Source organism: Polynucleobacter duraquae (genome assembly GCF_000973625.1).
Lineage (GTDB): Bacteria > Pseudomonadota > Gammaproteobacteria > Burkholderiales > Burkholderiaceae > Polynucleobacter > Polynucleobacter duraquae.
The window spans coordinates 2,016,439-2,026,292 of sequence record NZ_CP007501.1 but is presented as its reverse complement, the minus strand read 5'-3'; the positions used below and the strand labels follow the sequence as shown (position 1 = coordinate 2,026,292).

Genomic DNA, 9,854 nt, shown 5'->3' with positions numbered 1-9,854 from the left:
ATTTTTGGAGGATTCATTGTAGCGATCCAATAAAGTTATCCACAAGCTTAAAAACGTGGAAAACCTGTGGATAACTTGTGAATAAAACAAAAAAACCTATATAAATTAGAGGTTTATTAAGTTTTAACTAAATAAATAGAGAAAAATACCTATATATTCTCCTTCAGCGGTTGACCTTTTGCCAAGCAACAAGGAAAATACTGGGTTTTGCAGGATGAATCATGAAAAGAACATACCAACCCTCAGTAACACGTCGCAAACGCACACACGGATTTCGTATTCGTATGAAAACCAAGAGTGGACGCGCGGTATTAAATGCCCGTCGCGCCAAAGGTCGCAAACGTCTGGCTGTTTAATTTAGCAGTTGAATAGCGCCAGGATTTCTGAATTACTAAAAACACACCCCAAGACAAGTTTGTGTTGGGGTTTGTACTTGGCATCTCCAAATCAGGGCGAAAAACCAGACTTGGGTATTGCGGTTGCTAAAAAACTAGCTAATCGTGCGGTAGATCGAAACCGATTAAAGCGCATGATCCGAGAATTGGTTAGAAGCGCTCAAACAACAAACCTCAACAGTGATGTTGTAGTGAAGCTGAAAAGACCAATTGGTCGCGAAACACGCGGCAGACTCCGGGGCAAAGAAAAAGAAGGTCTGCGAGCTCAAATTGCAGGGCTAATATAAAGTGCATCTACTGAATAAGCTGGCCATTAAGATTGTGAGACTCTATCAAATAACTCTCAGCCCATTTGTCGGTATGCACTGTAAGTATATCCCCTCATGCTCACAATATACCTGCGATTGCTTTGCCCACTACGGGTTTTTAAAAAGCCTTAGGCTGATGGTGTGGCGTATTTTGCGTTGCAATCCATGGTCACAAGGTGGACATGACCCCGCAGTAAAACCAACGTCTCATCATTATTAAGTGAATGCAAATGGACTTTAAAAAAACAATTCTTTGGGCAGTCTTCTCCATGTCAGGCCTAATGCTATATAACAACTGGCAGGTTCACGAGGGTAAGCCATCAATGTTTGGTGGACCCATAACAACCACTCCGGCACCTGCGGACAAAGCTGTAGCTGGAAGCAAGACGGATGTACCTACCCAATTGTCGAGCGCACCAGTAATTGCAACAACACCATCTATCAATGGTGATCTCATGGAGAGTGCGGAAAAGTTCACGTTACAGAACGACGTTCTTGCTTTGAAAATTAGCTCAAGCGGAGCAAATGTCGTTGATGCAAAGCTACTAAAATCTTTAACGGCAGAAAACAAACCAGTTGAGTTATTTCAATACACATCAAAACACAAATACTTTGCGCGCTCGGGTTTAATTTCTTTAAACAGCGACCTTCCAAACCACACCAGTACCTTCAGGTTGGCTCAATCTGGAAAAGATGAATCAGGCCGCCCATTTGTTATTTTCTTCAGCGAGCGTAATGGCGTTAAGCTTGAAAAAACCTTCATCCTTAGCCAAGGAAGCTATGTTGTAGATGTGGGTCATCGCGTTACTCAAGCCGGCAATAATCCCAATCCTCTAGTTCTATACACAGAGATTGTTCGCGACGCTTCCCAAGAACAAAAAATTGGCCCCTTTGATGGTGCTTTTTCCGCAAGTACGTTTACTGGGCCAGCAGCTTACACGGATAAAGAAAAGTTTAATAAGCTTGAGTTCACGGCAATAGACAAGAACAAAATTACTATCCCTACTCAGATAGCTGCAGGTGAGCCTGCATGGATTGCCATGGTTCAGCAGTATTTTGCAAGCGCATGGATTCCAGGTGATAAGACAATTCGCGATATCTATGCCAACAAAATTGATAACAATTTATACCGAATTGGCATGCAAACACCGCTTGGGATTATTCCTGCGGGCTCTACAGTTGTAGAAAAAGCAAAACTATTTGTCGGCCCGCAAGAAGAGCGCATGTTAGAAACAATTGCACCAGGTTTTGAGTTGCTGAAAGACTACGGCTACCTAACTATTTTGGCGAAACCCATTTTCTGGTTATTAGACAACATCCACTCTTATGTTGGCAACTGGGGTTGGTCAATCATCCTATTAACCATCTTAATTAAGTTGGTGTTCTTCCCACTTTCAGCTGCAAGCTATAAATCGATGGCGCGCATGAAGGAAGTGCAGCCACGTCTAGTCGCCATGAAAGAGCAGTTCAAAGGCGAGCCACAAAAAATGAATCAGGCGATGATGGAGATGTATCGCAAAGAAAAGATCAACCCACTAGGTGGTTGTTTGCCGGTGGTGATTCAGATTCCAGTATTTATCGCTTTGTATTGGGTGTTATTGTCATCGGTTGAGTTGCGTGGCGCCCCATGGATTTTGTGGGTTCATGATCTCTCATTACCAGACACATCCATTAGTGATTTGATTGGCTTAAATTCGATTCCAATTGGAATTTTGCCAATCATCATGGCGGCTTCTATGTTTGTGCAAACCAAACTTAACCCAACACCACCAGATCCAATTCAGGCAAAGGTGATGATGTATATGCCTTTAATATTCTCAGTCATGTTCTTCTTTTTCCCTGCAGGCCTGGTTTTGTATTGGGTGGTGAATAACCTGCTATCGATTGCTCAACAATGGCAGATAAACCAAATGATTGGAAAGAAGTTGGCTAAATAAATTTTTAGCTGCTGAAGAATAAATAAGGAGCGCCTGCAATGATGACGAGAAAGCTGCCCATCATTGCGCTTGCCACCGCACCAGGCAAAGCTGGTATCGGCGTTATTCGTATTAGCGGCCCCCAGCTTTTGCCTATGGCTAAAGCCTTATTCAATAAGGCGCTTACACCCCGGCAAGCCAACCTACTTACTCTACGAGATGCACAGGGTGAATCAATCGACCAACTCCTTGCAATTTATTTCGCAGCCCCCGCCTCTTTTACGGGCGAAGATGTTCTAGAGCTGCAATGCCATGGTGGACCACAACTTTTAGAGTTGGTCATGAAGCGATGTCTTGAGTTGGGAAAAGATCAAGGCCTAGTAATTGCCGAGCCTGGCGAGTTTTCCTTACGAGCTTATCTTAATAACAAAATTGATTTAGCCCAAGCTGAGGCGATTGCAGATTTAATTGATGCTCAAAGTGCAGCGGCAGTTCGCGGCGCAGCACGCTCACTGCAAGGAGCTTTCTCAAATGACATCAACAGCCTGATTGAAGAAATTACCCAGCTGCGCATTTTGGTGGAGTCCACCCTGGACTTTCCTGAGGAGGAGATTGAGTTCTTGGAGAATGCCCAAGCTCGTGAACGCCTAAGCGCTGTGATGCGAAAGTTGTCTGCATTAAGGGAGGGGGCGAAACAGGGCAAGATTTTGCGTGACGGCATTCAGCTGGTTTTGGCTGGCGCGCCTAACGTTGGCAAAAGTTCTCTTCTTAATCGACTGGCCGGCGAGGAGGTCGCTATTGTTACGCCTATCGCCGGAACCACAAGAGATCGTGTGAAGGAGAGCATTACCATCAGCGGTGTTCCTATGCATATTATTGATACCGCAGGCTTACGCGCGACCAGTGATTTAGTTGAGGCAAAAGGTATCGAAAGATCGTGGGAAGCTATTGGGGCGGCGGACCTGGTTATTTTTCTCCAAGATCCAAGCTCTTCAGAAACAACGGCGGCCACTGAAATTTTAGAGTTAAAAAGCCAAATACTAAAAGCGCTCCCCCCAAAGTGCCCTGTGCTGGAGGTCAATAACAAGTCGGACTTATTGGGCAACCCCATTTCTGCCCAAGATGAAAATCAAACCTTATTCATTTCAGCCAAGACGGGTCAAGGTATCGAGGCCTTAAAACAGAAAATATTGGAGCTCGTAGGTTGGGGTGGTTCTCAAGACGGTGTCATTGTGGCGCGTAGGCGGCATTTAGACTGCCTAGATAGGGCTGCTAAGCACCTAGATCAATCCCAACAATTTGCCGCTAATGGCAATATATCGCTGGAGTTGTTTGCAGAAGAGCTCCGTTTAGCACAAGATCAACTTGGACAAATTACTGGGAAACTGCTCCCAGACGATCTTTTAGGCAAGATATTTAGCCAATTTTGTATTGGTAAATAAAGGATTCGTTCTTAGCAGGCTTATGCATAAAAAAGACGTCCAAAATGTTAAAATAATGCGATCAAAAATATTACATTTCATAGGATTCACATGACCATCAACACCAATGCGCCTGAGTACGTTAAAAACCAGAAATTGATTCAATGGGTTGCAGATATAGCCGCCCTAACCAAGCCAGATAAAATTCGCTGGTGTGATGGCTCACAGGCTGAATATGATGAATTTTGTGAGTTGTTGGTAAGTGCAGGTGTGTTCAAGCGCCTAAACCCTGCGAAGCGCAAAAATGCTTTCTTAGCACTATCAGATCCAGATGACGTAGCTCGCGTAGAAGACCGCACTTTTATCTGCTCTGCAAATAAAGATGATGCGGGCCCAACCAATAATTGGGTGGAGCCAAGTGAAATGCGTGCCACTCTCCAGCCGTTATTTGATGGTTGTATGCGCGGCAGAACAATGTATGTAGTGCCATTCTCAATGGGCCCAATTGGCTCCCCAATTGCACACATTGGTGTTGAACTTTCTGATAGCCCATATGTTGCTATCAACATGCGTTTGATGACTCGCATGGGTAAAGCAGTGATTGACCAGCTAGGCGCTACTGGTGAGTTCGTTCCCTGTATCCATACTGTTGGCAAGCCTTTGGTTGCTGGTGAAAAAGATGTTGCGTGGCCCAATAACAAAACCAAGTACATCGTTCACTATCCAGAAACTCGCGAGATTTGGTCTTTCGGATCTGGTTACGGTGGCAACGCTTTATTAGGTAAAAAATGTTTTGCATTGCGCATTGCATCCAATATGGGTCGCGACCAAGGGTGGTTGGCTGAGCACATGTTGATCTTGGGCGTCACTTCACCTGAAGGCAAGAAATACCATATTGCTGCTGCGTTTCCATCTGCCTGCGGAAAAACTAACTTCTCTATGATGATTCCTCCAAAGGGATTTGAGGGTTGGAAGGTCACTACGGTTGGTGATGACATTGCATGGATCAAGCCACGTAAAGACAGCGTTACAGGCAAGACGCGTTTGTTTGCGATCAATCCAGAGTCTGGTTACTTCGGCGTTGCCCCTGGAACAAATCGTCAAACCAATCCAAACTGCCTAGATTCATTAAACCAAGATGTAATCTTTACTAACGTTGGTTTAACTGATGATGGCGATGTTTGGTGGGAAGGTTTAACTGACACCCCTCCAGCACACCTAATTGATTGGCAAGGTAAAGACTGGACTCCTGCTGATGGCGCTGCTGGCCGCAAAGCCGCACATCCAAACTCACGATTTACTGTAGCCGCTACAAACAACCCCGCAGTCGATCCCAATTGGGACAACCCTGAGGGCGTAGCGATTGATGCATTCTTATTCGGCGGCCGTCGTTCAAATACCGTTCCATTGGTAAGCGAAGCACGTGACTGGGTAGAAGGTGTTTACATGGCCGCAACAATGGGCTCTGAAACCACTGCTGCGATTACTGGCCAAGTAGGAGTTGTGCGTCGTGATCCATTTGCAATGATTGCATTTGCTGGCTACAACATGAGCGACTACTTCCAACACTGGTTAAATATCGGTAGTAAGCTTGCTGCTGAAGGTGCTGTATTGCCAAAGATCTATTGCGTCAACTGGTTCCGTAAAGATGAAAACGGCAGGTTTGTATGGCCTGGTTTTGGTGAAAACATGCGCGTGCTTTCTTGGATCTTGGGCCGTGCTGAAGGTACAGCCAAAGGCAAGGAAACTGTATTTGGTATTTGCCCAGAGCATGCTGATATGCATTGGAATGGTCTCGACTACTCAACAGACAAGTTTGAAAAAGCCATTATGGTTGCTGTTGATGACTGGAAAAGCGAGCTCAAGCTTCATTCAGAATTGTTTGAACATTTAGGCGAGCGCTTGCCAAAAGAGTTAATCGAAGCGCGTAGCAAAATTGAGAAGCGCTTAAACGCCTAGGCATTCCCTAGAAGTTTAAGAAGCCTCTTAAAAACCCTTTACTTAATGACCTCACCCCAACACCATGACATCGTGGTGATTGGGGCAGGCATTGCTGGATCGAGCATTGCCAGTGAGTTGCTCGAGCGAGGTCAAGCAGTTTGTATTGTTGACTCAGCGCCCCACCCTGCATCAGCTTGCTCAAGCCATGCCTACGCTATTGCTCATCCACATGTTGGCCGTGGCGCCCCCCGTTTATTACGCTTAACTCGCATTGCATTTTTGATGGCTGAAGCTCGCTGGGGCAAAGGCTGGAATCAGCACGGCATCTTCCAGCCAAATAAAAAAGATAAAGTCTTTAATCGGGATGATGTTGCAAGCTATCTACAGTCACTTAATCTCGATGAGGGCATGGCTCAAGCACTTTATGCGGATGAGGCATTGCAAATCTGTGGCATTAATCAAGACGGCATTTGGCTCCCACGGGGCGCGTCACTAAACTTATCTGAGGCAACGCAGGATTCACTAAGGCCTCATCCAAAGCTTAATTGTTGCTGGAATATCTCAGTGGCCCGGTTGGAAAAAGTCGATGTGGGTTGGAGGCTAGTCAACTCTCAAGATAAGCCCATCATGACCGCTGGCAAAGTCATCATTGCAGCAGCGCTAGAAACCAAAAGCTTAGTTGAAAGCATGGACGTGCGACTTCCCTTGCGGCCAGTACGCGGACAGCTAAGCATTTTTTCTGTTGATATGAAAAACCCTTGGACATTAAAACTGCCACGCACAGCCATATCAGGCGATGGCTATTGTTTGCCAGCTAAGAATTTATCTGATGGAAATTATCAGTGGATAGTGGGCTCAAGTTTTGATGAGGGCGAATCGGATCTTCAAGATTGGAATTCAAGCGATGACTTTAATCGCGAATTAGCCAAGGGCTTGTTGAATTATCCGGAGGGCGATACAGAGCAACTCCACAAGGTAGGAAGCTTTGTCGGGGTGCGCTGTGTCGCTGGCGACCGCCTACCTATCATTGGTGCGCTAACTCAACGCCCTGGGATATTTTTAGCAACAGCCCTGGGGTCAAGAGGCGCGTTATGGTCAGCTTTAGCAGCTAAGCTCATTGCTGCTCAAGTGCTTGAAGATGACTTTGCTTTGCTGGCGCGCTTAGGTTTTGCTGCTGACTTAGTGGCCGCACTGGCACCCGCACGTTTTTTTGCTGGCGCTTTAGCAGCGGCACCTGCCTTAGGCGCTTTTGCCTCAAACTCAAAACCAATTTTTCCGTCTGCACCCAAGGCAAGATAAGCTTTAAAGCCCCGGCCGGTACGGTTAGATTTGAAATTGGTTAGCAAATCGGTTTTACCCTCGGTAAGCAATTTTTGAACTTGCTCAGCAGAAATTTCTTGTTGTAAAACGACCTTACCGGTTTTGAAGTCACACGATTTATCTGGTCCAGTATTTCTTTCGCACAAATAGCGCATGCCATCTTCGTAAACAGCACCAGAACATTTTGGACAAACACCCAAAGTCTGACGGCCAGTAAAGTCGATTGCTTCGGATTCATCTTCTTGAGTATTGCCAAAATCAAATTCGAGCTTGAAGCCCGCATTTGGATAATCAGCATCATCTTCTGGGATTTCGCTTAACTTAATAATTGCTGCAAATGGTCTGCCCATTTTGCTGCGGAAACCCTGTAGTGGCCCAATGGTTTTTTCGCGCAGCAATTCTTCAACCTCTGGATACTCAAATGCTCGTCCACCCGGAGTTTTGCTAATCGTAAAGCCACACTTCTCACAGGCAAACCGACGATAGTTTTCTTTAACGGAACCTTTGCAGTGAGGACATGGCGTAGACATGGTCGCATAGTCACCGGGAATGGTGTCGCTGTCATATTCTTTGGCGCGCTTAACAATACGTTGCGTCATCTGCGCAATTTCTTGCATGAAGGTATCGCGATTCATCTCACCGCGCTCAATCAGAGAGAGTTTATTTTCCCAGCTACCAGTGAGATCGGGTCGTGTTAATTCTTCAACATCTAGGCCGCGCAAGAGCGTCATCAACTGAAATGCCTTAGCAGTGGGAATGAGCTCGCGCGCTTCCCTGACCATATATTTCTCTGCTAGCAGGCCTTCAATGATGGCAGCTCGAGTTGCAGGTGTGCCTAAGCCTTTTTCGGCCATTGCTTCACGCATCTCATCATCATCGACCCATTTGCCAGCGCTCTCCATGGCCGATAACAAAGTTGCCTCGGTATATCGAGCTGGTGGCTTGGTTTTTAATGGAACGGCTGCAATAGATTCATTTTGAACAGTTTCGCCTTCTTGTACCGCTACCAACTCATCATCTGCTTGATTGGATCTGCCGTATACCGTTAGCCAACCCGGCGAGACTAGGACGCGACCTTCGGTTTTAAAGTGATGTCCCGATGCCTCGGTGATGCGAGTGGTGACGCGGAATTCGGCAGCAGGATAAAACACTGCCAAAAAGCGACGAACAACTAAGTCATACAGTTTTTGTTCCGGCTCACTCAGACTCTTTGGAGACTCTAAGGTAGGGATGATCGCAAAGTGATCGGATATTTTTGAGTTATCAAAAATACGTTTGTTTGGTTTGATCCAGCCATACCCTGCCTTGGCTTTTGGATCCTTCGGATCACCTTGTAAGATTTGTTTGGCAAAGGAGCGATATTCTTGCGAGTTCTCGGCTAGGTTTTCCATCGTTTGCTTCACGGTATCCAAATAATCTTCAGGCAGGGCCTTAGCATCGGTACGTGGATAGGTCAGTACTTTATGGCGCTCGTAAAGCGCTTGGGCCAAGCCAAGAGTATTTTTAGCAGAGAAGCCAAAGCGTGCATTTGCTTCACGTTGTAGGCTCGTTAAATCAAACAGTTGAGGCGCCAATTGTGTTGCTGGTTTTGCTTCTTCTTTAACGCTCGCTTTTTTATCGCGACACGCAGCAACAATACTTTGTGCTGCAGCTTCACTCCAAAGACGGTTCTCTCGAGCGTCTGGAACGGCAGCATCTTTCTTAAACTTAGGATCAAACCAGCGCCCTTCATATACGCCAGCTGCAGCAATAAATTCTGCTTTCACTTCCCAATAGTCTTTGGAGATAAACTTCCGAATGAGTTCTTCACGCTCCACAACGATTGATAGCGTTGGTGTTTGTACTCGGCCCACTGTTGTCAGAAAGAATCCACCGCTCTTGCTATTGAATGCCGTCATAGCGCGAGTGCCATTAATTCCGACTAGCCAATCCGCTTCAGAGCGGCAGCGTGCCGCATCGGCGAGAGGCTGCATATCCGTATCGCTGCGCAGGGAGGCAAAGCCATCTCTGATTGCTGCCGGTGTCATGGATTGCAACCAGAGCCGCTTAATGGCCTGAGGTGCTTTTGCATGTTGCGCAATCAAACGAAAGATCAATTCACCTTCGCGACCCGCGTCACATGCATTAATGAGTTCGTTAATATCTTTACGCTTAATGAGCTTTTGCAAAACCTTCAGTCGAGATTCAGTTTTGGCGATTGGGCGCAAATCAAAATAGGGGGGCACAACAGGCAGATTTGCAAAAGACCATTTGCCACGCTTGACATCAAATTCTTCGGGGGCGGCGATTTCTAATAGATGGCCAACAGCAGATGAGATAACAAAGTCATCGCTCTCAAAATAATCCTCGTATTTAGTAAAGCCACCTAAAGCTTTGGCAATGTCATTCGCAACGGAAGGTTTCTCCGCAATGATCAGCGCCTTTGGGTGATCAACAGTTGAAGTCTTTGAGCTGCTTTTTTTGGTAGTTGCTTTAGTTGCCACGCGTTTTGCCTAAATTTGAGCTTGAAATGATGTTTTTAATGGGTGAAAACGGGTGACCAATTTAAACCAG

7 protein-coding genes and 1 pseudogene are annotated in these 9,854 nt (G+C 46.0%); 7 read left to right on the top strand and 1 reads right to left on the bottom strand.

From position 1 onward, the window contains the following. The first annotated feature begins 221 nt into the window (after positions 1-221). The 7 genes and pseudogenes from rpmH to CL55_RS10820 all read left to right on the top strand — a co-directional run. Positions 222-356, top strand: a complete 135-nt coding sequence (gene rpmH, locus CL55_RS10590; protein ID WP_011903922.1) for a 50S ribosomal protein L34 — start codon at positions 222-224, stop codon at positions 354-356. 77 nt (positions 357-433) lie between these two features. Then, the gene (locus tag CL55_RS10385; protein WP_237150504.1) at positions 434-682 is read left to right on the top strand and encodes a ribonuclease P protein component; all 249 of its coding nucleotides are present in this window, start codon (positions 434-436) and stop codon (positions 680-682) included. Between the two features lies 1 nt (position 683). Then, positions 684-923 (top strand): membrane protein insertion efficiency factor YidD, encoded by a 240-nt coding sequence (yidD, locus tag CL55_RS10585; protein WP_082091940.1) that lies wholly within the window; start codon positions 684-686, stop codon positions 921-923. 10 nt (positions 924-933) lie between these two features. Beyond that, entirely contained in the window at positions 934-2,640 is a 1,707-nt protein-coding gene (yidC, locus tag CL55_RS10380; RefSeq protein ID WP_046331016.1) for a membrane protein insertase YidC, read from the top strand. 41 nt (positions 2,641-2,681) lie between these two features. Then, the gene (mnmE, locus tag CL55_RS10375; protein WP_046331318.1) at positions 2,682-4,061 is read left to right on the top strand and encodes a tRNA uridine-5-carboxymethylaminomethyl(34) synthesis GTPase MnmE; all 1,380 of its coding nucleotides are present in this window, start codon (positions 2,682-2,684) and stop codon (positions 4,059-4,061) included. 90 nt (positions 4,062-4,151) lie between these two features. Further along, on the top strand, positions 4,152-5,999 hold the full coding sequence (locus tag CL55_RS10370; protein WP_046331015.1) for a phosphoenolpyruvate carboxykinase (GTP): 1,848 nt from the start codon (positions 4,152-4,154) through the stop codon (positions 5,997-5,999). Between the two features lie 45 nt (positions 6,000-6,044). Next, positions 6,045-7,046, top strand: a pseudogene (locus CL55_RS10820) (FAD-dependent oxidoreductase); the annotation flags it as partial. Positions 7,047-7,105: 59 nt separating this feature from the next. On the opposite strand, the gene CL55_RS10365 reads toward CL55_RS10820, so the two are convergent. Beyond that, positions 7,106-9,784, bottom strand: a complete 2,679-nt coding sequence (locus CL55_RS10365) for a DNA topoisomerase III (protein WP_046331014.1) — start codon at positions 9,782-9,784, stop codon at positions 7,106-7,108. Between the last annotated feature and the right edge of the window lie 70 nt (positions 9,785-9,854).